This window comes from Winogradskyella sp., from assembly GCF_016744625.1.
Lineage (GTDB): Bacteria > Bacteroidota > Bacteroidia > Flavobacteriales > Flavobacteriaceae > Winogradskyella.
This window is the reverse complement of sequence record NZ_JADGDZ010000001.1, coordinates 1-25,785: the sequence shown is the minus strand read 5'-3', so window position 1 is coordinate 25,785 and position 25,785 is coordinate 1. Positions and strand designations below refer to the sequence as shown.

The following is a 25,785-nucleotide window of genomic DNA, read 5'->3' as shown; positions in this document are numbered from 1 at the left end:
TTAATGGGCAATGTTTGGGTTTAGCCATTTTTCGGCTTCTTCAATTGAAATATCTCTACGCGTACTATAATCCTTTATTTGGTCATCAGTAATTTTTCCTAAACCAAAATACCTAGCTTCCGGATTTCCAAAATAGTAACCACTTACACTTGCAGCTGGCCACATAGCCAAGCTATCTGTAAGCTGTACTCCAATGTTTTCTTCAACATTTAAGAGCTTCCATATTGTGTTTTTCTCTAAGTGATCTGGGCAAGCTGGATAACCTGGTGCTGGACGAATACCTTTATAACTTTCTCTTATTAACTCTTGGTTAGATAGGTTTTCGTTTTTGGCATAATTCCAATGTTTTGTTCTTACTTCTTTATGTAAATATTCAGCAAAAGCTTCGGCTAATCGATCAGCCAATGCTTTTATCATTATAGAATTATAATCATCGTGATTGGCTTCAAATTGAGCTGCTAATTCTTGGGTTCCAAATCCTGTTGAAACACAGAAACAACCCATATGATCTTGTTTGCCTGATGCTTTGGGTGATATAAAATCTGCTAATGCAATATTTGGTTTTCCTTCTGATTTTTTTGATTGTTGACGAAGGGTTAAAAATTTATAGGTTTCTTCTTCGTTCTCGACTGTGCTCGAACTGACAGAAGAAATTTCAATATCGTCGTCATTTACAGTGTTCGCTTCAAACAAGCCAAATATGGCTTTAGCTTTTAGTAGTTTTTCATCAAAAATACGTTTCAGTAAGATTTGTGCATCAGAAAATAAATCTGAAGCTTGTTCGCCAACAATAGTATCTTTTAAAATATCTGGATATTTACCATGTAAGTCCCAACTCCTAAAAAACGGCGACCAATCTATATAATCTTCAAGTTTGGTGATATCGAAATCTTCTAGTATCTGGATACCTAAGGTTTTTGGTTTTATAATTTCAGAAGTTTTCCAGTCAATTTGAAACTTGTTTTTTCGTGCATCTTCAATAGTAAGATATTCTTTCTTCCTACCACGTTTCATGAATTGCTCTCTAAACAAATCATACTCTTCACGAATCTGATTCTTGTAAATTCTATTATCGTTTTTAAGTAAATTACCAACTACTGTTACAGCTCTAGAGGCATCATTAATATGAACAACCGTATTGCTATAATGAGGTGCAATTTTTACTGCTGAATGCGCTCTAGAGGTTGTTGCTCCTCCGATGATGAGAGGAATGTCTAATTGTTCTTTTTCAAGTGCTTTAGAGACATACACCATTTCATCTAGCGATGGTGTAATTAAACCACTCAAGCCAATAATGTCAACATTTTCTTTCTTTGCTGTTTCTATAATTTTTTCTGGTGGAACCATAACGCCAAGGTCAATGATTTCATAATTATTACAACCCAAAACAACACTCACGATATTCTTCCCAATATCATGAACATCACCTTTTACAGTTGCCATTAAAATTCGACCTGCAAATTCTTGTTTCCCGTCTTTTTCAGCTTCGATAAAGGGTTGAAGATGTGCCACAGCTTTTTTCATTACTCTTGCTGATTTTACGACTTGTGGCAGGAACATTTTACCACTTCCAAATAAATCTCCAACGACATTCATTCCAATCATTAAATGACTTTCAATAACATGAATTGGTCTATCTGAAGCCAAGCGTGCTTCTTCAACATCTTCAATAATAAAGGCATCGATGCCTTTAACTAGAGCATACGTAATTCTATCTTGTAAAGGATCACTTCTCCATTCTTGAATGATATTTTCTTGTTCCTTTTTCTGTCCTTTTACTGCTTCTGCATAATCTAATAAACGCTCAGTCGCATCATCTCGTCTGTCGAACAATACATCCTCAACACACTCCAATAAATTCTCATCTATTTCGTCATAAACTTCTAGCATCGTTGGGTTGACAATACCCATATTCATTCCGTTCTTAATGGCATGATATAAGAAGGATGAATGCATTGCTTCCCGAACAATGTTATTTCCTCTAAACGAAAAAGACACATTACTCACTCCACCAGAAACATTAGCATAAGGTAAATTTTCGCGAATCCATTTAGTGGCTTCAAAAAAATCGAGTGCATTTCTGCGATGCTCATCCATCCCTGTTGCTACAGGGAAAATATTAGGATCGAAAATAATATCTTGTGGAGGAAAATTAACCTCGTTGATTAAAATGTCATACGAGCGTTTGCAAATTTCAATTCGTCTGTCGTAATTATCTGCTTGGCCTGTTTCATCAGAAGCCATTACTATAACTGCAGCTCCATAACGTTTAACTAGTTTTGCTTGTCGTTTGAACTCTGTTTCACCTTCTTTTAAACTTATAGAATTAACGACACATTTTCCTTGTGCTACTTGTAAGCCAGCTTCAATGATTTCCCATTTAGAGCTATCAATCATTAAAGGGATTCTAGAAATATCTGGTTCTGATGCAATTAAATTTAGAAAGGTAGTCATGGCATACACTCCATCTAACATTCCTTCGTCCATATTAACGTCTAGAATTTGTGCACCACCATCTACTTGATTTCTTGCAACTTCTAATGCTTCATCGTATTTATCTTCTTTTATTAGTCGAAGAAACTTTCGTGATCCTGTAACGTTTGTGCGTTCGCCAACGTTGATAAAATTACTTTCTGGTGTAACAATCAAAGGTTCTAATCCAGATAGGGTTAAATATTTCTTACAGTCAGATTCTGCCATTATGCGAATTCTTAATTTAATCTAGGTTTGTAATTTGCTGAAACTTCAGCTATAGCATTTATATGCTCTGGACTTGTACCACAACAGCCTCCGATAATATTTATAAGACCATCTTTTAGATAATCTTCGATATATTGTTGCATTTGTTTTGGGGATTCGTCATATTCTCCAAAAGCATTTGGTAAACCTGCATTAGGATGCGCTGAGGTGTAAAGTTCAGTTTCGTTAGATAAGCGTTGTAAATAGGGTTTTAGTTGTTGAGCACCAAGTGCACAATTAAAACCTACGCTCAATAAAGGAATATGTGAGATTGAAGTTAAGAAAGCTTCAACCGTCTGACCAGATAATGTTCTGCCTGAAGCATCTGTAATAGTACCAGAAACCATAATTGGTATTGTGATGTTTCTTTCTTCTTTTACTTCTTCAATAGCAAATAAAGCCGCTTTTGCATTTAGAGTATCAAAAATAGTTTCTACCAGAAGTACATCAACTCCACCATCAATAAGTGCTTCAACTTGTAGCTTGTATGCAATACGTAGTTCGTTAAAGGTAATGGCTCTATATTCTGGTCTGTTGACGTCTGGTGATAAACTCGCTGTTTTATTTGTTGGACCAATACTACCAGCTACAAAACGCGGCTGTTCAGGATTAGCTTTTGTGAATTTATCTGCAACTTCTTTGGCGATTTTAGCAGATTCAAAATTGAGTTCGTAAACCAAATCCTCCATGTCATAGTCTGCCATTGCTATTGTTGTACCAGAAAAAGTATTGGTTTCTACAATATCTGCTCCTGCTTCAAAATATTTAGCGTGTACTTCTGCAATCGCCTTTGGTTGTGTTAATGAGAGTAAGTCATTATTTCCCTGTAATGGTGACGGATAATCTTTAAAACGTTCTCCTCTAAAATCTTCTTCTGAGAAATTATATTGTTGAAGCATGGTTCCCATGGCTCCATCTAAAACTAAAATTCGTTTTAGAAGTTCGGCTTCAATTTTACTTTTAGGTGTACTCATAGTTATACTAGTTTCAGTTAAACCAAAAGACAAATGCGCCAAAATAGACGTATAAATAGAAAAATATTAAAAAGAAAAAAGAATTACAATAGTGTAATTTCGTTTGGTTATCTATCCAATTTTCCGATAAATGAATCGGTAATTACGTAGAATTTAGCACCTTCTTAATAAGTTTAAGGGTTGCTAAGGCTTCACAGGGTCTAATCCCTCCACCTTTCTTGATAACATTTCAATAAGTTATTTGAACTTTGTGAAGCACAATATTCCGAAAGAAAATAGGAATAAGCAAATTTTATTCACTTTATTTTAACAGAAACATATTGCCTTTTAATTGTAACTTTGATTTATCCCAAACGAATTAATTATGTTAGAAAACTTCTGGTTTAATGTTAAGATAGGTATTGATCATATTTTAGATATAAATGGCTATGATCATGTGCTTTTTCTGATGGTATTAGCTGTTCCTTATGTTTTTAAAGATTGGAAACGTGTTCTAGTTTTAGTATCAATTTTTACTATTGGTCATTCCATATCATTGATTTTAGGTGCTTACGATGTTGTTACTGTAAATGGAAAACTTGTAGAGTTTCTAATACCAATAACCATATTAATAGCAGCAATCTACAATGTATTTACAGCTGGGAAAAAGGATAGAGGAAATAAGATAGGATTACTTTTTTTTACAACCCTTTTCTTTGGTCTTATCCATGGCCTTGGTTTTGCAAGGGAGTTTAATATGATTTCAGATAATTCTTTAGTGTTTCTTTTAGAATTTGCACTTGGTATAGAAATAGCTCAAGTTATTATTGTATTCGTGGTTTTATTTCTAGGCTTCTTATGTCAAACTATTTTCAGGTTTTCGCGACGTGATTGGGTCATGGTGCTATCAGCTATCGTTATAGGTCTTGTCATTCCTATGGTAATTCAAAGCGATTTGTTAAATTAGAGTTTAAAGTTTGGTAAAACTTTAACTGATAGTAAATTGGTTATAAAATACTATCCTTTTATATTCGTTGTTAACAATGTACGTTTGTACAAGAATAATTTTTAATGCCAAAGACAAAACAATTACGTTACGATAAAGCTTATTTACGTATTGCTAAAGAATGGGGAAAACTATCTCATTGTAAACGCAAACAAGTAGGTGCACTTATTGTTAAAGACCGAATGATAATTTCTGATGGTTATAATGGTACTCCAACTGGTTTTGAAAATTATTGTGAAGATGACGAAGGTTATACTAAATGGTACGTTTTACATGCTGAAGCCAATGCGATTTTAAAAGTGGCATCATCAACACAATCTTGTAAAGGGGCAACCTTGTATATTACATTATCACCTTGTAAAGAGTGCAGTAAGTTAATACATCAAGCAGGTATTGTCAGAGTTGTGTATTCTGAAGGCTACAAAGATTGCTCAGGAATCGATTTCTTGAAAAAAGCTGGTATAGAATTGGAGTATATTGAAGATTTAAAAGCTTAATGGCAACAAAAAACAAATACATACCACTTATTATTGGTGTTGCTATTGCAGCTGGAGTTGTTATTGGAGGAAAGTTGAATTTTACAGATACTTCAGATAACCTTTTTTCCACGAATAGTAAAAAGGACAAACTTAACCGTCTCATCGATTATATCGATTACGAATATGTCGATGACATTAACACAGATAGTATCGTCGATGTTACAGTGAATGGTATTTTAGACAATCTCGATCCACATTCTACATATATTCCAAAAGAAGATTTAAAACGTATCACTGAAAATATGAAAGGTGATTTTGTTGGTATAGGTATTAATTTTTATCCTTATAAGGATAGCATAGCTGTGGTTAAACCAACTGAAGGTGGACCAAGTGAACGTGCAGGTATTATGAGTGGTGATCGCATCTTATTGGCAGATGGGGACACTATTTATGGAGGGAATATCACTAATGACTTTATAACAGAAAAACTCAAAGGAGATAAAAACACTAAGGTTAAACTGACGGTTTATAGAAAAGGTGAAGATGAGTTATTGGAGTTCGATATAAAACGAAAAGACATACCAATTAAAAGTGTCGAGGCAGCTTACATGTTAACAGATCAATTGGGTTATATTAAAATGAACCGTTTTGCCGAATCTACGTTTAAAGAATTTAAGTTGGCTTTAGACGAGCTTCAAGATCAAGGAGCTACAAAATTGGCTTTAGATTTACGTGATAATCCTGGTGGGTTTTTAGGCATAGCAGAACAAATTGCTGATGAATTTTTAGAAGACGACAAACTTATTTTGTTTACAAAAGATAAAAAAGGAAGAGAAGAACGTACCTATGCAACCAATAGAGGAGATTTTGAAGAAGGTGAGATTTATATTCTGATTAATGAAAACTCGGCATCAGCAAGTGAAGTCATTGCGGGAGCATTACAAGATAATGACAAAGGTATTATTGTTGGACGACGCTCTTATGGTAAAGGTTTAGTGCAACGCGAAATGGCTTTAGGCGATGGTAGTGCGGTACGTTTAACAGTATCTCGATATTATACACCTACAGGTCGCTCAATTCAAAGACCATATACTAATGGTGATAATACAAGTTATTATAATGATTATTATAAGCGCCTAAGAACAGGTGAATTAGCTGATGAAGAGAGTATAAAAGTTGATGATTCTTTAAAATTTACAACACCAAAAGGGAAAGTGGTTTATGGAGGTGGAGGAATAATACCAGATGTGTTTGTACCAGTTGATCGTTTGTTTGATAACGAAACTATTAATTACTTAAGGAGAAGAGGTCATTTCGGTTATTTCGTTTTTGAAGAATTAGATAAAGATAGAAGCGTATACAAAGATGTGTCTAAATACGATTTTATCAATAATTTTGAAGTTAGTGATGATATTGTTATTCGTTTTCAAGAGTATGTTAACAAACGGGAGCGTACTAATATCACTTTCGTTGCTTATAATGATGAAATAAGACGCTTAATAAAAGCAACCCTTGCACGTCAATTGTTTGATGATAATGCCTTTGAAGAAATCATTAACAAAGAAGATGTAATGGTACAAGAAGTGATACTTCTAAGTGCTGAGTACCCAAATTTTAAGCAGTAACCTTTAATTATCTTTATCGTGAACCTTAGTGTGCTTACCACCATTCCAAAGTGTGAGAATATCTGTGGCAACATGTGATCCACTACCACAAGCGATAGCAAACTGACTTCTCCAACCAGCTAAAGTACCAGCAACATATAAATTATCTTCAATAAGGTGATCTGTATTTTTTAACCAGATTCTATTTTTTTCTTCAACAGCCCTAGGATGAGGTTCTATATAATGTTCAAGTCCTTTTATGGTTAATAGATTCGTGTAACCAACAGTAATAACAACAATTTTAGATTGGTAGGTGTTTTTATTGGTGGTAATTGTAAATCCTTCAGAATGTTTTTTTATAGCAATAACCTTTTCGGTTTCAATTTGTGTTATATAAGGATACAGTTCTTTAAGTTGTTGCTTTCCATCTATTAAAATATTACTACCTAAAGTGCCTGGTTTTAATCCAAGCACATTATTAAATAAAGCGTTTTGAAGATGTGATGTTTTTTGATGTGTTATAATAGCGATGCGCTTATTTTTTGCAAAGACTTTGCCTTTTGCAGATCCTAAGACTAATGCACAAGATAAACCTGCAGCTCCACCTCCAATTATTAAAGCATCAATAGCCATTAACGTTTCTTATGTAGTTTTTCGATTTTCTTCGAAATTCTAAGAATTTGTAACAAGATGACAGCACACAAGGCAGCAATTATAGTAATAACAGCTATAAAGCTTTCTCCTTCAAAAAGAGCTTCAAAATTTAATTTAGTCGCATTAAATATGATAAGACCAATAGCTATAGCGGTTAATGCAAGTGTGAATATCTTCATAGTTCAAATTTTTAAGCTAATAATTCTTTTATGTTGTGAGCGAATAATTTTACTGCAATGGCTAACAAAATTACACCAAAAACTTTTCTTATTATGTTAATGCCATTTGCTCCAATGATGCGCTCAATTTTTGCAGAGGTTTTTAATACAATATAAATAAAGATGACGTTACAAATTACGGCAACGATTATGTTTTCTATAGCGAACTCTGCACGTAAGGATAACAAAGTGGTTAAACTGCCAGGTCCTGCGATAAGTGGAAATGCCAAAGGGAAAACAGAGGCTGTTAGCGAATTACTATCATCTTGTTTGTATAGTGTTATTCCAAGTATCATCTCTAATGCGATAAAGAAGAGGATAAAAGCACCAGCAACAGCAAAAGAATTGACGTCAATACCAATGAGATTTAAGAGGCTTTTTCCTAGAAATAAAAATACAATCATAATTACACCTGCAATTAATGATGCTTTTTCACTTTGTATGTGGCCAACTTTTTTACGCAAATCAATGATAATAGGAATATTTCCAATAATATCTATTACTGCAAAAAGGACCATGAAAGCTGTAAATATTTGTTTAAAATCTAGTTGCATAATCTGGGTTTTTTCAAATTTTTTGCAAAGGTGCGATATTATTGCAGATTTTCAATATTAAATTACGGTTAAGTTTCTTTATTTTTGGTGCATGTTTCAACTTGGAAAAACTATAGTCTCAGAAGATATTATTGAAAAGGATTTTGTCTGCAATCTCTCGGCTTGCAAAGGTGCATGTTGTATTGATGGAGATGCTGGTGCTCCTCTAGAAAAAGATGAAGTGAAAATTCTTGAGGATATCTACCCAAAAGTAAAACCTTTTTTGAGAAAAGAAGGTATTGAAGTCATTGAAACTCAAGGAACATCCGTAACTACAGTCCTTGGTGATTTAGAAACGCCATTAATTAACGGAGCAGATTGTGCTTATGTTATTTTTGATGATAAAAAAACTGCACTTTGCGCTATAGAAGAAGCATACAATCAAGGGGAAATCTCATGGAAAAAACCTGTTTCTTGCCATTTATATCCAATTAGAGTGAGAGAGTATACTGAATTCTCTGGTGTTAATTATGATAAATGGGAAATTTGTGATGATGCATGCTCATTAGGAAAAGAACTTCAAGTCCCTGTTTATAAATTTGTAAAAGAAGCACTTATTAGAAAATTTGGTGAAGATTGGTATATGGAGTTAGAGAAAGTTGCAGAAAAAATGAATCGTTAAATTATTATTTAGCTAAAAGATTTCCATTTAGTATATTTATTAAATATTATAACTAAATGAGAATCAGGTTTGTAATTTTATTTGTTTTAAGCCCAATATTTACTTGTTTCTCACAAAGTGAAATAGCTTATTATAGTACTGCATTAGCTCAATTTGAAGCTAAAAATTATCAACAATCGTTAGATGATTTTCAATTAGCCAAACAGGAATTTCTAAATCAGAAAGACTTCCCTAAGGTCATTAACTGTCTGTCCTATATTTCAAAGATTAAAAGCCTTCAAAGCGATTATAAATCCTCTTTAAGTTATAGTAATGAGGCTTTGTCTTATTTAAGAAATAACAAGATTAGTAATGATAGTATTTATGCGGAGTTAATGTCTGGCAAAACTTTGAGTTTAAAATTTCTAGGCGAGTTTCAGAAGGCATTTACTATTACCGATTCATTAATCAACCGTTTAAAAATAAATAAAGAAGCAAAAAAATATTTGGCTAATGCTTACCAAATCAAAAGTCGTGTAGAAATTGATTTAGGTAATTATGATAGTTCAATTAATTCGGCCAAAAAAGCATTAGTACTCAATAACGACGAAAGTCAAGAACGAAAAGCAGCACTTTTAAATATTATTGGAGTTGGTTTTTATTTTAAGGATCAGTTAGATAGTACATCTTACTATTACAATAAATCCTATAAAATAAAGCAAGCTATAAAAGCAGACAACTACCAACTTGCGATAACAACTTACAATATTGGTATTGTACAAGAAGATTTAGGAAACTATGATGAAGCTATTGTATTTTATAATAAAGCAGCACAGCACGATTTATTAGATAGAGGTGAAGAGGTCGGTTTTCTGTCAGATATTTATGTAGCACTTACAAATACTTATTTTAAAAAAAATGACCTAGAGAAAGCTGAGGAATATGCTGAAAAAGCATTGCAATTCGCTATTAATAGGTATGGAGAAAACAGCCCAAATACGAGTTTTGTATATATAGCGTATTCAAATATTTTTGAATTAAAAGGTGATTTTAAAAAGAGTATTGAATATGTGAAAAAAGCTCTTGATATAAGACGAAAAACCTATGGAAACAATCACAGATGGACTGCAGAAAGTTTGTTGTCTATTTCTGAAAGTCAAGTAGAGATTAAACGTTTTTCTGAAGCTGAAAAAAATTATAACGAAGCCATTACTATTGCAAAGTCAATTAAAAATAATTTAATCGAAGCTTATGCAGAGATGGGATTAGGAACTATTTACATGGAAACTAATCAGTATGATTTGGCAAAATCTGAATTAAAAGCTGCCAAACTAAAGTTTATAAATTCTTATGGAAATTATCATGAAACACATTTAAGTGTATTGGTAATAGAAGCAGAAAATTATTTTAGAAAAGGTAATTATGAAACCGCATTGCAAGTTATTGATGATATTAAAACTAATGCTTCAAACTCTAATTTGTTTTATGGTCTAGATGCTTTAACATTAGAGCTAGACATTGCTTTAAATTATTATAATGAGACTGAAGACTTGAAACTCCTCGAAGAAAGTATTCAGAATATTGATGACGCTATACAATTAATATTCAAAATCAAAAAAGATTACCCAACCAGTAAATCTAGAATCTATGTTAATAATAGCATGAATGATTTTGTAGCTAAGGCCATAGAAGCATCCTACATATTATATAATTTAACTCAAAACTTTAGTTTCGTTGAAAGAGCTTTTGAGTTGTCTGAACTCAATAGAAGTAATGCTTTAGTTACTGGGATACAAGACGTTCGGTTTAAAAAAATGGCAAATGTTCCTGAGCTATTATTACTAGAAGAAAACAAACTTAATTATGAGTTAGCTAGTTTAAAAAAGGAAACCTATTACGAGGAAAATGCAGAAGAACCTGATAGCGATTATTTAGACGAGTTGTTAAGTAAGCAGATAGTATGTAGAACAAAATTAGACAGCCTTTTCGCAAAAATTGAAAGAGAGTATCCAAAGTATTACCAATTAAAATATAGTGAGAAAGGAATAGGTATCAAGAAGCTTCAAAACACTATACTAAAAGATGATGAAACTGTAATTGAATATTTTCTAACTGAAAAATATTTATATGTATTTACGATATCTAAATCTAAAATTAACTTCATAAAACTTCCAAAAGCAAAAGACATTCAATCTGTTTTACAAGTATATAGGGAGCGATTAGCAATACGAGAAGATGTTACCCAACAATCAAAGATCTTATATAATTTATTAGTAAAAGAATTAAATTTAGTCACTAAGCGATTGATTATAATTCCTGATAAAGAATTAAACCATTTACCATTTGAAGCTTTAATAAAAGACGATGTTTTTTTGGTCGAGGATTATATAATATGTTATTCGGGTTCTGCAAGTTTATTAAAAACGCAGCAAGAAGATTTTTTCGACTTTAAATTTGCTGCTAATTGGATTGGTTTTGCGCCAGAGTTTAAAACAAATAACGCATTGACCTCGAGTAAAATAGAAATAGAATCTGTAGCTAAGTTAATGAACGGAGATACGTTTTTAGGAGAGCAAGCGTCAATAGAGAATTTTAAAAATTATGCTCAAAATTCTTCCATTTTGCATTTGGCTACACATGCAGAAATAGACAAGGTTAATCCATTATATAGCAAATTGTTTTTTGCTCAAGATTCGGTATTAACGGCTTCAGATATTTACACGTTACCAATTAATGCCGAATTAACTGTTTTAAGTGCTTGTGAAACAGGATTTGGGAAACTTGAGAAAAGTGAAGGTGTAATGAGTATGTCTCGAGCATTTCAGTATGCTGGAGTAAGAAGTACAGTAATGAGTTTATGGAAAGTGCCTGATCAAGAAACCGCTAAACTTATGGAGTCGTTTTATAGGTATTTAAAAGAGGGAAACTCTAAGGATGAAGCGCTTAAGAAAGCAAAAATAGAGTATCTAAAAACAACAGATGATGCTGTTTTAAAACATCCTTTTTATTGGTCTGGATTTGTGATTTCTGGAGATGTATCTGCGTTAGAGTCAAACTCTAAAACCTGGTTAATTGGGTTGATTTTATTTGGAGTTCTTGCGTTGTTTATGTCTGGAAAACAATTAATCAAGTTGTTTAAGTAAGTGTCTTACTTCTTTATTCTTAAACAAAGTTGAGGTATCTAATTCGTTTAAAATCATTTTTGAATTTTCAATATCATTTAAACGTAAATGTGCTAAAGCGAGATACCAATTATTTTTAGCATCGAGACTATCTGTAGTTTTTAAATTATTTTCTAAAATTGTGATTGCTTCCTCTGTTTTATTCAATTTTAATAGCACATTAGCTTTATAAAATGCAATAGTTTCATCAGAATTTTCTTTTAGCAATTCATTAAAATACAGAAGTGCTTCAGTGTATTTTTTTGTTTCGTAAGCAGTAAAAGCTTTTGTTTTTAAATCGGTTTTTGTTTCTCCTCTTACAATAGGTTGTACAACATTTCTATAAGGTTCAAAATTTTCTGCATAGAGTTTTTCAGCATCAATAGAACTATTAAAATACCAAAAACTAGTTAATCCTAATAGGGCGATTACAGTGGCTGCTACAAACCAGTTTCTATAATTAAAACTTGAATTTCCCTCTGCTTCGAAATTTCGCAATTGTTGTTTTACAGTTTTACGCTCTTCTTTTTTAATAACAGCTTTTAAGTTGTTTTGAAAAGCAACTTCTTTTGCAAACTCAGAATCTGTAGCCAATAAATGATCAAATTCTTTTTTAGCTTCAAGGGAAAGCGTTTTAGAAATATAGTTTGCGATTAATTCGTCTTTATTCATAATTAGGATTTAAAAATCAGGTCTCTTAGGGTTTTTAAGCATCGTGATTTTTGGCTTTTAACAACATCTTTAGTGTTGTAATTTAATTCTTTCATAATCTCTTCAAGATCAAAACCTCTATAATAAAATAAGGTTAAAACATCTTTGCATTTTTGGCCTAATGTCTTAAAAGCGGTTTGTAATTGCTTTTGTTTATCAGTTAGTTCATTGTTATATGTATTAACAGACAATTCAATTTCCTTATTAATAAAATGAGATCTATCTTCAACTAAATGCAATTTATTTTGTTGCTTTACTTTGTTGTAAATCATATACTTGCCTATGCTAAACAAGTAGGTTTTTAATTCACTTTTCAGGTCATCAATAGTTCCATTTACAGCATTATCTCTTAATGCAATAATCGCATCTTGATAGATGTCTATAACATCTTCTCTTGCGATCGGATATTTTTTAGCAAAACCGATAAAAGCCAATCTATTGTTTGAATAGATCTGTTTAAGAGCATTTTGATCTCTATTTTTTAAGGCTTCAATAACAGCTTTGTCTGTCATATTAGTGTTGGCTTTTTTTTAAAGTAAACATGAATAGTAAAAATAGAAAAAACTTACATAGCATGTTTACCTTTTAAAATATTAAGTACTAACAAGTAGATTATTAACCAATAAATCAGAAAATCATGTCACAAAAATTCATTGCATTATTGGTAATTGGGGTTTTAAGTTATGCTTCTCTAGCACCAATGATGAATGCACAAACAAGAAGGCAAACAGTAGATCACAGAAAAGAAAAACAATACACAGTTCTAGAGCATTACTGGAGTAATGACAGAAAAGATAATCTAACTACGGCATCTGAAAAAGGGAAAAAGGCAGCAAAAGCGGCTAAATATCGATTTGTACGACAAGATGGTTACGTGCTAAGCAAAGCCTCAAATGTTGAAGGCAAGTCTGTTCCGTTGTATTTGTATTATAATAAAACGCGTAGAGATTATTTTACAACTGCCACAACCGTTGGTATTAAGTCTGCAAATTCAGCAGGATATGTGAAAATTGGTTTAGAGGGTTATGTCTTGCAAACAGTTAATTCTAAATTTAAACATTTGTACAAACCCCTTTGGTTATATTATAATAATTCTCGTAAAGATAATTTTACAATTGCTACATCTAAAGGAATGAAAGCTGCTGAAGCAGCTGGTTACAGAAAGGTTAGAATTGAAGGTTATATTAGAATAAATAACAAAAAATCAACGAATTCTAGTATTACAAAAATTTCAGACCCTTTTACAAGACTAAAAAAAGAAGCACAAAAAACTGTCCTTAAAAAGTCTAAAATGGAATCGGTAAAAATAACTACGAATAACCCAAACTGGAAAACAAGATCGAGGACAGAAATTGAATTTGTACCATTTAAACTTGAGGATGATAACGGAAAACCTATCTCACCCAACGAAAAAATAACGTTAAAAACAGGTAAAATTATTACAGCTCAAGAGCTTATAGATAAAACTAATGATCTCGAAAGAAAACTCAATAAACAAGGCTATTCCTTAAGGAATAATTCAAAAAAAATAATCTCAACCACAGTAACTGGGAAGCAGTTTTTAGATGACAGAAAAGCATTAGCTCCAAAATCTATAGGAGCTTTTAAAAACGAACCTCAAGTAAAAAACTTTATGAGCTTAGAAAAGAAGGTGAAAGTTGGAGGACGATCTCCAAGAGGTAGAAGAAAGACTATTACCTTAAAACCATATAGTATGTATAGTGAGAGAGAAAAAAAGTTAGTAAATACGTATAATTTTTTAAATACATCTGGAAACGTTTTAGCACAAAAAACAACAAAACTTCGTAATTATAAAGATTTTAAACTCAAGAAATTAGGAAATCTTTCAAAACTATATAAAGTTGATATAACTAATAAAAGAGATTGGGGTTTTGGTAACCCAAGTACTTTTCAAGCCAAAATAGAAGGTTCTATTAATCGCTTTGCAATAATTTATCCGTTTGATTCTAAAAATCCTGATAGAAATAAATCTGAGTTTAAAGTAACAGCAAAAGGAAAAGCAAAAGGAGCTCTTTTTGGTAATGAAATGGATATACTCAATGCGAGTTGTATGTTTTATGCGCCATCGAATATCTCAAAAAACATGGTAGCTTCAGTTTCGGTAAAAGCAATGGAAACAACTCTTTTTAGCTTAAATAAATCGTATCCACAAAGAAAATCATTTTCTAAAACACATGGCAAAACTTTTGATAAATCGTTTGAAATAGAAATACCAATTATAGCAGGTATAGATTTTAAAGGACTTATTGGAGTTAAGGGTGAAGTTGGGTTTGAATATGAAGCGAAAATTGAAAGAACTGTAGCATCAGTTCATGCAAAACCAATAGTTGACTTAAAAGGCTATGCAGAAGCAGGTGTTGAATTTTTAGACCTTCTTGGTGGCGGTGTTGGAGGAAAGTTAACCTTCATTAAAGGTGAATTTGATTTAAATGCACACACAGGTATTTGGAGTCAGAATTCGGAAGAAATTGTTCTTGGAATTAAATATTATTTCGGATATGACGTAGAAATGTTAAGTGGTGAAATGTATGCTTATCTAGAAGCTTGCATAAAATATATTGGATGCTATCGTCCTGTAGAACATCAATTTTTTAAATGGGATGGGTTTAAGGATTCTGGTACAATAGTAGAAGGTGATATACTTATTCCATTAGCAAACATTGCTAGATATGATGAGCAGCCCGTTTTAAGTCAAAATTAATGAAAACGTTAATAAGAACTTTATGCTTTTTACTTCTTATAGGATCCATAAATATTGGATGTGTAGGAAGTAAAAAGGCTATCGTTTCAAAACAATCTTCTTATAAATTTAGTTCAGAAAACTTTGGGTATAGCGACATTAAAAAAATGTATAGTCTGGATACTGTAAATGCAAATAAGTCCTTTTTTAAAAGTGAGACATTACAGTATATAGAAATGGAAATTCAAAGTGAAATAAAAAAAACAGTTCTTAAACAAACTAGAGGTAGCATTTTAATTAGCTATCAATTACAAAATCCAATGGTCGATATAAAACGAGGAGAAGACTCAATTAAATCGGATATAGTTATTAAAGATTTGATGAAGCCTGTTTTTGTTCAAGTCAAAACTTCAGGAGAAATAGAGCATATAAAATTTAATTCTGAAATAACAGAAACAGCTAAAGGATTATATAAAGAAATGATAAGTAGAATGCAGTTTGTTGAGCCCATTAAAAAAATCACAAAATGGCAGTCTACCGAAGAAAATACAACTGGATCTTTTATAGCCGAATATGACACAAAAAAAACAAATAAAAAGAGTAAAGTTTATCACAAGAAAATCCTAAGGTATTTAACATATAAATCAAGAAAAGAAAATCAGAATATAAAAATAGATAATAACACAACAATTGAAACAGATAATTATGGGTCTGTAAAAGAAATAAATACTTCCGAAGCCCAAATCGTGCTTCATAATAATGATACTCTTAGTGTATTAGGGTCTAAGGTTTCGGTTTTTAAGACTTCCGAAAAACGAATTAAGAATGATGATATTGAAGACCTTTTGCGCTTAGAGAAATCTAATAGATATTCTCGAAAAACAACTCTAAGCGAACCGTTATCGAAAGAAAAAATTAAACAAATGTCCTATTCAGGAACTTTAGGATCTGACGATTGGGAGTCGCTAATTGGGTATTTATCTAAAACAGATAACTTAACTAAAAATGCTATAGATGATTTAATTTTAAAATTTAGAGCACTTTTTTACCTGCATTCCGAGTATTGTAATCAAGCTGTTTCTGTTCTTGATAAAGAATTAAATACTTCAAATGTCTTTATTGTATTAACCAAAGCTTTATCCATTACGGAAACACCAAGTTCAACGGATGCTTTAGCAAAGGTTATTGAAAAGAATAAAAATAATGAAGATTTAGTAGGCACTTTAATTCCTGTATTAACAACAACAAAATATCCAACTGATAAGGCTATTAATGTTTTAAAAGCTATTGCGTTTAGTAACGAAGCGTCTCAAGATTATTTTACGAAGTCTACAGCACAATTGGCTTTAGGAGGTATGGCAAATAGATTAAGACAATCAGACTCATTAAAATCTAATGAGTTAACACACTTTCTTATAAAAAAAATGAAACTCGAAAAAAATACTATACAATCTCTTTTGGTGTTAGGAAACACAGGTTCGCCTTTAATTTTTTCTCACATCAAAACTTTGCTTGATACTAAAGCAACATCTATAGAAATTAAGATTGAGGCCATTTCTGCATTATTACTTATTGAAGGTATAGACGTTTTAGATTATTTAAAGCATCTTATTTACAATAATAAGGAGGAGTCTATAAGAAGCAAAGCCCAAGAAGTGTTGGATCTCCGAAAGAACTATTTCAACAATTAAATGTGTTCATGTTTACCTTTTAAAATATTAAGTACTAACAAGTAGATTACTAACCGATAAAATAGAAAATCATGGAGTTAAACGAAGACAAATTGCACGACTTATTAGGAAAAGTGGTAACCGAAATGGGAGCAGCGGCGAATGGATCCTTGGTAACAATTGGAGACAAACTAGGTCTATATACAACCTTATCTGAGTCTGGACATTTAACCTCTCATGAGTTGGCGGCAAAAACGAATACTGCTGAACGATATGTTAGAGAATGGCTATCTGCTCAAGCAGCATCTGGATATGTAGAATATGACGCTTCAAGTCAAAAATTTTTTATGACGCCAGAGCAATCCATGGTTTTTGGAAATAGAAAAAGTCCAGTATTTATGACAGGTGCATTCTATGCCATTTCTTCATTATATCACGATGAGCCAAAAATAGAAAATGCTTTTAAAACAGGTGAAGGCGTGTCTTGGGGCGATCATAATTCTTGTTTATTCTGTGGTACAGAGAAATTTTTCAGCCCATCTTATGAAGGGAATTTAATTTCTAGTTGGCTTCCGTCTTTGGATGATGTTGTTGAAAAATTAGAAAAAGGAGCTAAAGTAGCTGATATTGGTTGTGGTCATGCTGCTTCAACAATTATAATGGCAAAAGCTTTCCCAAAGTCTACATTTATAGGTTTTGATTATCATAAACCCTCAATCGACCAAGCTAAAGAGAGAGCCAAGGAAGCTGGTGTGACTAATGTCTCTTTTCAAGTCTCCACAGCAAAAGATTTCCCAGGGACGGATTACGATTTTATTACGTTTTTTGATTGTTTACATGATATGGGAGATCCAGTTGGTGCTTGTGCGCATACAAAAGCAGCCTTAAAACCAGATGGGACATGTATGATTGTTGAGCCATTTGCGAAAGACACTTTAGAAGAAAACTTAAATCCTGTTGGTAGAGCATTTTATGCCTTCTCAACAATGCTCTGTACACCATGTTCTTTAAACCAAGAAGTCGGAATGGCTTTAGGAGCTCAAGCTGGAGAAAAACAACTAAAAGAGGTAATTTCTAATGGAGGTTTTTCAAAATTTAAACGTGCTACAGAAACACCATTTAATCTAATACTGGAAGCAAGACCTTAAATAAAAATCTTATAAGACATAAAAACGAAAATCATGAAATTAAAATTACTCATATGTGCTTTATTTGTTTCAATATTAGCAGAAGCTCAGATAACAAAAACAGAAGCTTTTACAATTGGAACGAAATTGGCATTTTACCCTGACCAATGTGGAAATGTAATTCCGGAAGCGACCGGAAAATTAGCGTTTTGCGATAGGGATAATAATCTAGGCGTTGTAGAGCGTAGTTATGGACTTAATGATAGACGTGCAGAACGTATGCTTCCAAATCATTTTAATGAAGATGAGTATTATGTAACAGGTAAAGGCTTATCTATTAGAAATACAGATGGTACTTGGGGAAATATACCAAATATTGCGATTCCTTTTTGGGGAAACCAGTATCTGCCAACCATAAGAACAGGCTTGGTATTGCCGAACGGGAAAGTTATTATACAAGCCACAAATGCAGGTTACCTTTTTAATATTTACGACAGAAATTTAAAAACCTTTACACCTATTAATTTTCCGAATAACAAGTATCCACAGCAAATGGTTTACGATCAAGATAGAAACTTAACTTGGGCTTTTGCCACTAGCGGAAATACAACCTATCTTTTTAAGTATAATGATACAGGCAATGCGCTTACCGAAGTTGCAGATGTAGGGAATATTAGTATAGGTGGTAACTCAATAAATCTAGTTTATAATGATGATTTTATTTACTTAGGAAACAGCCAAGGGCTTTATAAAATAGATATTACAGATTATGTAAATTCAGTTCCAGTAACGCACTACGATTCTTCAACAACTCCAAGTTTACCTTTTAATAGCGTTAGTGATTTACAGTTTGATGCTAATAACGATTTGTGGCTTGCAAATAATGGATCTAATGATGGAGCTATTGTTAAATTCAATATTACTAATGAAACTTATATCTCTTACCAAACACCAAGACCAGATAACCCAGCAATCACTATTAAATTTAATAAACTTGCTTTAGATGAAACAGGTTTAATTTGGGCAGTTGGTAATAATTATTCTGGCTTAGTTAAATTAACGTTTAATAACTCTTCACCTACTTGGACATTGCTTCCATTAACCGATTTAGCAACATTAGGAGTTCCGATAACCTACAACCCAAATAATATTTACTTCAGAAACAGCAGATTTTATTTTACAACAACAGACTTCTCTAGTGGGTCTAATAATAATTTTGAAGTTATTATTAACGATAATGATGTTTGGACTGGACGAAATGATAACGCTCTTGGAAATTTATCTAGTAGAATGAATTCGCGATTTACGGATAATGTACCTGACTCTAATGGAGGTGTTTGGTGGTTTAATGGCCATGATGATATTGTAGTATATAGAGATAGTGATGATAATCATCAATCTATATTGATTGATAATATTGGTTTTTCTGGAGTAGTAGATGATGATAGTAAGGCTATTGTTAGAGGAGGAAGCCCTAATGAGTTGCGGAAAATTGATTTTCCAAACGCGAATTCTATTCAAAACGGAGTTAATCAAGCTAATGATATGAAGCGAGTTTTAGATCAGGTTTGGGTTTTTGATCGTGGAAATAAAAAAATAGATGCTTACAAAGGTGATGCATTAATACATACTTACAACTTAGATGAAGATTGGTATCAATACGTGTTTGATTTTGCAGTAGATGATGATGGAAATGCTTGGTTTATGCAAAATAGTAGTGGTAGTTTAATTATTAAAAAATTTGATATTACTACATTAACAACAACGACCTATGATGTTGAAGTTCAAGATGTAAGTTTAAGTACATTGCGTAAAATAGTTTCTGCACCAAATGGAGGTGTTTGGTTTCTTGGTAGATTAGGAGCTGTATATCAAGAGAATGATGTGTTTTATGATTTTATGGCAGCAGACTATACCGAGATATATAACCTATATGATATTGCTGTAAATACAAATGGTAAAGCGTATTTACTCAATAATGATAGTGCTTCTATCACTACCATTGAAAACCCAACAGATGCCAACCCAATAGTAACAAATATTAGCTTAGAGAATACTAACGCAATTATGCCATCATTAGACCATTACAGACCTGGTGCTATAGCAATTGATAGCGAGGGAAGTATTTGGACACACGCTTCTCAAAACGCATTTAAACTTATAGATAATGATGTAGCTGCAGAATATATTCCAAATCCCGATGTGTTAAGTATCGAAGATCATAAAGTTGGTTCTAGGTTAAGCATTTATCCAAATCCAACAAATGGTATCATCAATATCAAGACGAATTTACAAATAGATAGCGTTGATGTGTTTTCCATTTTAGGTGAAAAAATTAGAACATTTAAAAACACAAACGAAATAGATTTATCTAACCAAGAACAGGGGATTTACCTTTTGAAAATAATAATTGAAGGACGAATTACAAACAAAAAGATTATACTACAATAGTATTATTCTCTAAACCAAATAAATATGCATCACTTTAAATCAACTATTTATTTACTGTTTTTTTGCTTGGCTATACAATCTTGTAAAGCCCAACAAAAAGCAACAACTTTACCTAAAATTGAAAATTATACCAAAGGTGAATTACTTATTAAAGCATCTCTAGATGGTACTACGGAAAATGGAGTCGAAGTCGGAAAAATTACGGTAGATGGCACTATCCATTTTAATTGGCAAAACGCAATTGTTACCATAAATGAAGATAATTATTATATGTATTCAATTAAAAAATCTGCAGGAATGTCTTTTTGTAATCAAAAAGAAATAGTGCAAGACAATGAAAATGCTAAAGCAGTAAAAATTGATATGTTATCAGTTTATAAATATGGACAAGTGGTTGGTAGCTTGTTTCCCGCGACGCAAAAAGAGATTGAAGACAACAGTGGTTTAAATAGAAGCTCTAGTTTGGTTTTAGGAAGTACAATTTCATGGATTTATAGTGATAGTGATGTTGTTTTTAACGCAAATTGTACGGTAAACCAGGAGAGGGAGAATAGTTATAGCTTTAAAGAAACAACAACCTACAATCTGCATCTAAATAAGGGCTGGAACATTGTGCAAAACACATTATTAGAAAAAGAAGATTGGAAAAATAATAATGACCAAGGGAGTTTACCTAAAACAATTAGCAAAGCAATTGTTCGGAAAATACCTCCAAATATTAATTGGTATTTAAAATATTGGGCAAATGATGAGTTATTAGAAATAGAGTATCAGCTTGCAATACAAACACCAATTACAAAACAACAGTACGAAAATTGGTTGCCAAAAAAGTTAGGGAAATTAAAAAGAACGGATTATGAAATTGGTAAAACAATAGAGCGTATGCCAACCATTAATAATGTATATCTGCTTTTTGAAAAAGGCTCAAAAAAAATAGAACTTACCATTGTTGATTGTGCAGATAATAAAGATGCTGCAGGTGTTTATACACTTATGAAGGATATGGCAAGTCGAGATTGGAAAGATGAAACCGAAACAGGTTATAGTACTGCTACAAAAATGGATGATAATCGCGTAATGATAGATTTTAATGAAAAAGAAGTAAAAACGACACTAAACTATAATGCAAATGAAAGGTTTGTAATTAAAGCTGAGGCAATAGATGTAACACCAGATGAGTTATGGAATCTTCTTAAAGAACTCAATTTAAAAGATCTTAAATAAAAAAGCGTGTAATTTGAGGTTAAAACGAAAAACGGGATTATAAGTAAGAAACATATTGTTAAATAAATCGAGACATTCCCAATTACACATTTTTACTTTCTAAGCACACATAAATTCTTGATGCTTTGTAGAGTATTACATATAATAATATATAATTAACCATTAACTTTTAAGCTATGAAAATTTTAAACACAAAGAATTTAATATTCGTTTTAATATGTTGTTTCACACTGCAATGTGTATCTGCTCAATTAGGAAAAGCAAGTAAGGTTAAACTTCCTGCAACTTACGATTTCGATTACATCTACAAACTAAAAATGACTCATAAAAAAGGAGATATGACGTTTGATTATTATCTAAAGGAAAATGCGGAGTATTTTGGTTTTAATTCTGCCGAAATGAGCAAATCAAGTCCAGATACAAAAATCTTTATGGTTATGGACAACAACCTTAACATTACTGCAATGTTTATGGAAATGATGGGTAAAAAAATAGTGCAGAAAACAAAACTGAAAGCCTCTGATTTTAATTCTGATGACGAAAACATGTCTGACTATAAATTTACCGAGATAGAGTCTAAAACCATAAACGGATTTGAATGTGAAGGCTTTGTAAGTGAAAATGATAAAATGAAAATCACTTTCTATATTACTGATGATGTCCCAGTAAGTTTTAACCAAATTTTTGGTGCTAACATGAAGAGTTTACCAAAAGGTTTCAATCCTGCGATAATGAAAAAGTATGAGGAAAACGGATTGATGATGGAAATGATTTTTGAAGACAAGAAGAAATCTAAAAACAATATGACGATGGAATGTACAAGTATTGAAAAAACAGATTTCTCAATCGATACCACAAAATATGGTTCTATGATGGGAGCTTTTGGTGGTTAAACTAAGTAAGCGATATTGTCTTTTAATTTGTAGGAATTTGAAGTAATACCTTTGTACCAGAAGGTGTTTCTTGATTGTATAAATCCTCAATTTTTAAAGTGTAAGAATTAGGAAATGTTTTAGAGAAATTAGCTAGTCTTGCTTTGGTAATGTCTATGCCTAAAGATTTACGTTTTAACCTTTTATTGTCTTTTATTTTTTTAGAAGCAATACGGCCAATACCATTATCAATAATTTCGAATGTAATAAAGTTTGGAGAATTTTTGAGTACATTTAATTCAATCTTTTTGTTTTCAGGTTTTGAAGATAAACCATGCCATAAAGCATTTTCTATAAACGGTTGAAGAATTAAAGAAGGTACTTTGGTCACTTCGGTGTTTATGGATTCATCTACATTAATTGTAAAGTCTATTTCGTTAGAAAAACGAATATTTTCAATATTCATATACAATCTCATGGTTTCTAATTCATCATTTAGAGACGTTTCCTTTTCTTTTGAAGCAATTAGGAATTTGCGAATCAACTTAGAGAATTTATTGAGATAGTAAACGGCATTTTCTTTTTCGTTATTTATAATGTAAAGCTTAATAGAATTTAAAGAATTGAAGATGAAATGAGGATTCATTTGACTCCGCAACATATCTTGCTCTAAGGTTAAGATTTGTTTTTCTTGCCTTAGAGTTCTAGTTCTATTGATAATAAAAAGTGTAATACCTAGAATTAAAAGAGCTAAAATAGAATACCAAAAAATCTTTTGATTTCTTTCTAAACGCAATCGTACATCTTCATTTTCTGATGCTAATATTTTAATCTGATTATTTTTGTTTTCATTTTCGTACTCAACAGCAATGTCATTAACATACTGAAGGTTTTGTTCTGTAAGTATAGTATTCTCTATCTCTACAGCTTTTTGATAATAGTCTAACGCAATATCAAAATTCTTGTTTTTTTGATTTACTTCAGAAAGTAACTTGTTAGATTCGGCAACCGAAGATCTCAAATTGTATGTTTCCGCTATTTCGAGTGCTTTTTTTAAGTTTTTTTCAGCTGAAGGAAGTTTTTTTAATTCAATTTCTAATTGACCTAGATTAATGTAAGAAGAGGCTATGTAAAATTGATCTTTCAGTTCTATAGCTTTTTCTAATGCATCCTTAATAATAGGTTCTGCATCTTTATAGTTTTCTTTTTTAAGGTAAATTCCACCAATACTATTATAGCATATCATTCGACCAATTTCAGAATCAATGGCATCATTATAGGCTAATGACTTTTTATAATTTATTAAGGCAGTTTCTAAATATCCTTTTGATTCTTGTGCATAACCAATGTTATGATAATTAATAGCTAGGCCTAATTTATTATCCGCTTTTTCTTCGATTTTAAGTGATTTATTAAATTGGGTTATGGCTAAATCGTATTGCTTTAGAGCCAAGTATATATTGCCAATACTATTTTGCGATACGGCAATATTATAGCTAACTATTTCTGAAGGATCTTTGACAGCATATGCTATTTTTAATGCTTCGGTATGATAGTCTAGTGCTGGTTTAATAATATCCATTCGTCTGTAAACAACGCCAAGCATATTTAGACTTATAATTCTTAATTCGTCATTATCAAGCTTATCAGCATAGCTTTTTGCTTCGAGGTGAAGCTTTATTGATGCATCGTAATTTGAGATATTTCTATTTATAACGCCAAGTGCGTTAAGTGCATAAGTGATGCCTTCGTTATATGTAATAGCTTTAGTGGCATCCAATACACGTTTCATTTTCAGACTGTCTCTTTCAAATGGTTTTAATACAGAGTCAATACTGACATGATTAAGAGGTTGAGTGTTTTTTATAAAAGTAAGCGCAGTTTCAAAATCTGATTCTTGAGCATGGCTATAGGAAGCATATAGAGAAATAACTATAAGAAAACGAATAAGTCTATTTGAAATATGTGAGGTTTTTTTCAGACTAATCATAGGTTAAAGTTTTTCTAGAAAATCTGACTTTCGTTGTCTCGCAACAGGAATCTTATGATCGCTATCCATAATCACATAGCCTTCATTTTTTATAAATGCTTTTATTTTATTTAGGTTGATAATGTAAGAATTATGAATTCTAAAAAAGTAATGTTCAGGTAAAATTGCATCCACTTCCTTTAACTTTTTGGTTACTACTATCTTTTTCTGATTTTGTAAAAAAAGTGTGCTATAATTTCCGTCGGATTCTACATAAATAATATCATCCAAATCTAAAAAGAGAAGCTTGCCATCTGTGTTAATTGTAATTCGTTTTTTATCAAACTTTGAGTTAAAGTTAGATAGCATGCGCTCAAATTTCATTGAATTAATGGTGCGATCACTATATTTTTGAATCTTATTAATTGACTCTCTTAAATCGTCAGAATCAATAGGCTTTAAGAGGTAGTCAATAGCTTCATGTTTTAAGGCTTTTATCGCATATTCATCATAGGCTGTAGTAATTACAACTGCAAAATTAATGTCTTTGAGTTGTTCTAAAAATTGAAACCCACCAATAGTTGGCATTTGTACATCTAAGAACAAACAGTCTGGTGTATTTGAATCTAAATATTTTAAAGCTTCATCTGGGTTTGTAAATGAGGCAGTAACCTCAATCTCTTTACTAAAATTACTGAGCTCCCAAATTAAACTTTGAATGGCCTTAGGCTCATCATCAACAATTACAGCTTTTAACATGGTAAATATATATAGTCATAAAGATATGTATATAATGAATGTATTGCATATAATTATGTGTGCAATGCATGGTTTTATGTATAATGTGTTCTGAAAAATAAAACTAAATTTAGACTATCCAGTTATACATATTTCTTTACCAGTTATACATTACGACCAAAAAGTATGATGCTTTCTGTGGATATTTGATAAATTAAACTTGGCAAATTAAGGGCTTGTCTTTAAGGTTAACTGCTATTAATTAAAAAAGTAAGAATTTATAAAAACTCTGATTTTTTTAAGTGTTAATTTAT

The 25,785-nt window shown here is 31.7% G+C and carries 20 protein-coding genes and 1 riboswitch; of the genes, 11 read left to right on the top strand and 9 right to left on the bottom strand.

Annotated features, from left to right (window positions below; genetic code table 11):
* Together metH and QZZ53_RS00095 are read right to left on the bottom strand one after the other, a co-directional pair.
* Positions 1 to 2,700, bottom strand: a complete 2,700-nt coding sequence (metH, locus tag QZZ53_RS00100) for a methionine synthase (RefSeq protein WP_296380170.1) — start codon at positions 2,698 to 2,700, stop codon at positions 1 to 3.
* An 11-nt stretch (positions 2,701 to 2,711) separates the two neighbouring features.
* The gene (locus QZZ53_RS00095) at positions 2,712 to 3,713 is read right to left on the bottom strand and encodes a homocysteine S-methyltransferase family protein (protein ID WP_296380167.1); all 1,002 of its coding nucleotides are present in this window, start codon (positions 3,711 to 3,713) and stop codon (positions 2,712 to 2,714) included.
* 104 nt (positions 3,714 to 3,817) lie between these two features.
* A riboswitch (SAM riboswitch) is annotated at positions 3,818 to 3,941 on the bottom strand.
* A gap of 136 nt (positions 3,942 to 4,077) precedes the next feature.
* On the opposite strand from QZZ53_RS00095, the gene QZZ53_RS00090 reads away from it, so the two are divergent.
* The 3 genes from QZZ53_RS00090 (at position 4,078) to QZZ53_RS00080 (ending at position 6,802) form a co-directional block, all read left to right on the top strand.
* The gene (locus QZZ53_RS00090; protein ID WP_296380166.1) at positions 4,078 to 4,659 is read left to right on the top strand and encodes a HupE/UreJ family protein; all 582 of its coding nucleotides are present in this window, start codon (positions 4,078 to 4,080) and stop codon (positions 4,657 to 4,659) included.
* A gap of 104 nt (positions 4,660 to 4,763) precedes the next feature.
* Positions 4,764 to 5,195 (top strand): dCMP deaminase family protein, encoded by a 432-nt coding sequence (locus tag QZZ53_RS00085; RefSeq protein WP_296380164.1) that lies wholly within the window; start codon positions 4,764 to 4,766, stop codon positions 5,193 to 5,195.
* A complete protein-coding gene (locus tag QZZ53_RS00080) occupies positions 5,195 to 6,802 on the top strand; it encodes a S41 family peptidase (RefSeq protein WP_296380163.1) in 1,608 nt (535 codons plus the stop codon). Before QZZ53_RS00085 ends, QZZ53_RS00080 begins: the two co-directional genes overlap by 1 nt.
* A gap of 3 nt (positions 6,803 to 6,805) precedes the next feature.
* Here the strand turns inward: QZZ53_RS00080 and QZZ53_RS00075 are convergent, their stop codons facing one another.
* From QZZ53_RS00075 to QZZ53_RS00065, 3 genes are read right to left on the bottom strand one after another with little or no spacing between them, the layout of a single operon-like run.
* Positions 6,806 to 7,414, bottom strand: coding sequence for an FAD-dependent oxidoreductase (locus QZZ53_RS00075; protein ID WP_296380161.1), 609 nt, complete (start codon positions 7,412 to 7,414; stop codon positions 6,806 to 6,808).
* Positions 7,414 to 7,614, bottom strand: coding sequence for a hypothetical protein (locus QZZ53_RS00070; RefSeq protein WP_296380160.1), 201 nt, complete (start codon positions 7,612 to 7,614; stop codon positions 7,414 to 7,416). Before QZZ53_RS00070 ends, QZZ53_RS00075 begins: the two co-directional genes overlap by 1 nt.
* An 11-nt stretch (positions 7,615 to 7,625) precedes the next feature.
* Positions 7,626 to 8,207, bottom strand: a complete 582-nt coding sequence (locus tag QZZ53_RS00065) for a MarC family protein (protein WP_296380158.1) — start codon at positions 8,205 to 8,207, stop codon at positions 7,626 to 7,628.
* Positions 8,208 to 8,298: 91 nt separating this feature from the next.
* Between QZZ53_RS00065 and QZZ53_RS00060 the strand changes: the two genes are divergently transcribed.
* Complete coding sequence (locus QZZ53_RS00060) at positions 8,299 to 8,868, top strand: DUF3109 family protein (protein ID WP_296380156.1); 570 nt, start codon at positions 8,299 to 8,301, stop codon at positions 8,866 to 8,868.
* 56 nt (positions 8,869 to 8,924) lie between these two features.
* Positions 8,925 to 11,990, top strand: a complete 3,066-nt coding sequence (locus QZZ53_RS00055; RefSeq protein WP_296380154.1) for a CHAT domain-containing protein — start codon at positions 8,925 to 8,927, stop codon at positions 11,988 to 11,990.
* Here QZZ53_RS00055 and QZZ53_RS00050 read toward each other — a convergent pair.
* Together QZZ53_RS00050 and QZZ53_RS00045 are read right to left on the bottom strand one after the other, a co-directional pair.
* Complete coding sequence (locus QZZ53_RS00050) at positions 11,970 to 12,680, bottom strand: CDC27 family protein (protein ID WP_296380151.1); 711 nt, start codon at positions 12,678 to 12,680, stop codon at positions 11,970 to 11,972. The genes QZZ53_RS00055 and QZZ53_RS00050 overlap by 21 nt on opposite strands.
* A 2-nt stretch (positions 12,681 to 12,682) precedes the next feature.
* A complete protein-coding gene (locus QZZ53_RS00045) occupies positions 12,683 to 13,231 on the bottom strand; it encodes a sigma-70 family RNA polymerase sigma factor (protein WP_296380149.1) in 549 nt (182 codons plus the stop codon).
* A gap of 125 nt (positions 13,232 to 13,356) precedes the next feature.
* Here QZZ53_RS00045 and QZZ53_RS00040 point away from each other — a divergent pair, with 125 nt between their 5' ends.
* The 6 genes from QZZ53_RS00040 to QZZ53_RS00015 all read left to right on the top strand — a co-directional run bounded on the left by QZZ53_RS00040 (position 13,357) and on the right by QZZ53_RS00015 (position 22,785).
* A complete protein-coding gene (locus QZZ53_RS00040; RefSeq protein WP_296380147.1) occupies positions 13,357 to 15,441 on the top strand; it encodes a hypothetical protein in 2,085 nt (694 codons plus the stop codon).
* A complete protein-coding gene (locus QZZ53_RS00035) occupies positions 15,441 to 17,111 on the top strand; it encodes a hypothetical protein (RefSeq protein WP_296380145.1) in 1,671 nt (556 codons plus the stop codon). The genes QZZ53_RS00040 and QZZ53_RS00035 overlap by 1 nt, the downstream gene beginning before the upstream one ends.
* A gap of 71 nt (positions 17,112 to 17,182) precedes the next feature.
* Complete coding sequence (locus tag QZZ53_RS00030) at positions 17,183 to 18,238, top strand: class I SAM-dependent methyltransferase (protein WP_296380142.1); 1,056 nt, start codon at positions 17,183 to 17,185, stop codon at positions 18,236 to 18,238.
* Positions 18,239 to 18,271: 33 nt separating this feature from the next.
* Positions 18,272 to 20,668, top strand: coding sequence for a T9SS type A sorting domain-containing protein (locus tag QZZ53_RS00025; RefSeq protein WP_296380140.1), 2,397 nt, complete (start codon positions 18,272 to 18,274; stop codon positions 20,666 to 20,668).
* Positions 20,669 to 20,692: 24 nt separating this feature from the next.
* Positions 20,693 to 21,892: a hypothetical protein gene (locus tag QZZ53_RS00020; RefSeq protein ID WP_296380138.1), complete on the top strand. Its 1,200-nt coding sequence runs from the start codon at positions 20,693 to 20,695 to the stop codon at positions 21,890 to 21,892.
* Between the two features lie 176 nt (positions 21,893 to 22,068).
* Positions 22,069 to 22,785 (top strand): DUF4412 domain-containing protein, encoded by a 717-nt coding sequence (locus QZZ53_RS00015; RefSeq protein ID WP_296380135.1) that lies wholly within the window; start codon positions 22,069 to 22,071, stop codon positions 22,783 to 22,785.
* A gap of 22 nt (positions 22,786 to 22,807) precedes the next feature.
* Here QZZ53_RS00015 and QZZ53_RS00010 read toward each other — a convergent pair whose 3' ends face one another.
* Complete coding sequence (locus QZZ53_RS00010) at positions 22,808 to 24,754, bottom strand: tetratricopeptide repeat protein (protein ID WP_296380132.1); 1,947 nt, start codon at positions 24,752 to 24,754, stop codon at positions 22,808 to 22,810.
* A 3-nt stretch (positions 24,755 to 24,757) separates the two neighbouring features.
* Positions 24,758 to 25,492, bottom strand: a complete 735-nt coding sequence (locus QZZ53_RS00005) for a LytTR family DNA-binding domain-containing protein (protein ID WP_296380130.1) — start codon at positions 25,490 to 25,492, stop codon at positions 24,758 to 24,760.
* Between the last annotated feature and the right edge of the window lie 293 nt (positions 25,493 to 25,785).

Excerpts from the sequence above, each read along its gene's own strand:
- QZZ53_RS00045 (WP_296380149.1), bottom strand. The coding sequence starts at position 13,231 with ATGACAGACAAAGCTGTTATTGAAGCCTTAAAAAATAGAGATCAAAAT.
- QZZ53_RS00090 (WP_296380166.1), top strand. The coding sequence starts at position 4,078 with ATGTTAGAAAACTTCTGGTTTAATGTTAAGATAGGTATTGATCATATT.
- QZZ53_RS00065 (WP_296380158.1), bottom strand. The coding sequence starts at position 8,207 with ATGCAACTAGATTTTAAACAAATATTTACAGCTTTCATGGTCCTTTTT.
- QZZ53_RS00060 (WP_296380156.1), top strand. The coding sequence starts at position 8,299 with ATGTTTCAACTTGGAAAAACTATAGTCTCAGAAGATATTATTGAAAAG.
- QZZ53_RS00040 (WP_296380147.1), top strand. The coding sequence starts at position 13,357 with ATGTCACAAAAATTCATTGCATTATTGGTAATTGGGGTTTTAAGTTAT.
- QZZ53_RS00085 (WP_296380164.1), top strand. The coding sequence starts at position 4,764 with ATGCCAAAGACAAAACAATTACGTTACGATAAAGCTTATTTACGTATT.
- metH (WP_296380170.1), bottom strand. The coding sequence starts at position 2,700 with ATGGCAGAATCTGACTGTAAGAAATATTTAACCCTATCTGGATTAGAA.
- QZZ53_RS00070 (WP_296380160.1), bottom strand. The coding sequence starts at position 7,614 with ATGAAGATATTCACACTTGCATTAACCGCTATAGCTATTGGTCTTATC.
- QZZ53_RS00080 (WP_296380163.1), top strand. The coding sequence starts at position 5,195 with ATGGCAACAAAAAACAAATACATACCACTTATTATTGGTGTTGCTATT.
- QZZ53_RS00020 (WP_296380138.1), top strand. The coding sequence starts at position 20,693 with ATGCATCACTTTAAATCAACTATTTATTTACTGTTTTTTTGCTTGGCT.
- QZZ53_RS00075 (WP_296380161.1), bottom strand. The coding sequence starts at position 7,414 with ATGGCTATTGATGCTTTAATAATTGGAGGTGGAGCTGCAGGTTTATCT.
- QZZ53_RS00035 (WP_296380145.1), top strand. The coding sequence starts at position 15,441 with ATGAAAACGTTAATAAGAACTTTATGCTTTTTACTTCTTATAGGATCC.
- QZZ53_RS00050 (WP_296380151.1), bottom strand. The coding sequence starts at position 12,680 with ATGAATAAAGACGAATTAATCGCAAACTATATTTCTAAAACGCTTTCC.
- QZZ53_RS00025 (WP_296380140.1), top strand. The coding sequence starts at position 18,272 with ATGAAATTAAAATTACTCATATGTGCTTTATTTGTTTCAATATTAGCA.
- QZZ53_RS00095 (WP_296380167.1), bottom strand. The coding sequence starts at position 3,713 with ATGAGTACACCTAAAAGTAAAATTGAAGCCGAACTTCTAAAACGAATT.
- QZZ53_RS00055 (WP_296380154.1), top strand. The coding sequence starts at position 8,925 with ATGAGAATCAGGTTTGTAATTTTATTTGTTTTAAGCCCAATATTTACT.
- QZZ53_RS00005 (WP_296380130.1), bottom strand. The coding sequence starts at position 25,492 with ATGTTAAAAGCTGTAATTGTTGATGATGAGCCTAAGGCCATTCAAAGT.
- QZZ53_RS00010 (WP_296380132.1), bottom strand. The coding sequence starts at position 24,754 with ATGATTAGTCTGAAAAAAACCTCACATATTTCAAATAGACTTATTCGT.
- QZZ53_RS00015 (WP_296380135.1), top strand. The coding sequence starts at position 22,069 with ATGAAAATTTTAAACACAAAGAATTTAATATTCGTTTTAATATGTTGT.
- QZZ53_RS00030 (WP_296380142.1), top strand. The coding sequence starts at position 17,183 with ATGGAGTTAAACGAAGACAAATTGCACGACTTATTAGGAAAAGTGGTA.